We start from the raw sequence: 362 nt of genomic DNA on the forward strand, positions 1-362 counted from the left end.
AGTTCTAAGGAAAACTATTGACACTTTCTTTAATTATTAAAAAACGGATAAGGCATTATTAAGATTGAAAATCGAGCTATATTAGTTGAATCTTTTAGAATTACTACTATACATTGATAATCAACTTAAGAGCTAACTCACTCATTTATAATATCGTTAAAACTTTTCCAACCATTTTCTTTTAGACGGCTTAGTTCTTCACTCTCTGCCCCACTCAAGTGATTCGGAACAGCAATTATCATAAGATGTGTGGGTCTACTAAGAGCAACGTAAGCTAGTTTTAATGCCTTTATAGTTTCATCACGTTCTATTTTATTTTCAATAGTTTTAGGATTGATATAATTGCCAATAAAGTAATCACT

1 protein-coding gene is annotated in these 362 nt (G+C 30.1%); it reads right to left on the reverse strand.

Features of this window, described 5'->3' with window-relative positions; genetic code table 11:
* Nucleotides 1–137: 137 nt before the first annotated feature.
* Nucleotides 138–362: hypothetical protein (locus tag R0J87_RS18915; RefSeq protein WP_498888150.1), on the reverse strand; the 225-nt coding region annotated here is incomplete at its 5' end.

This window comes from Halomonas sp. SIMBA_159, assembly GCF_046536035.1.
In the GTDB taxonomy this organism is placed as follows: domain Bacteria; phylum Pseudomonadota; class Gammaproteobacteria; order Pseudomonadales; family Halomonadaceae; genus Vreelandella; species Vreelandella venusta_A.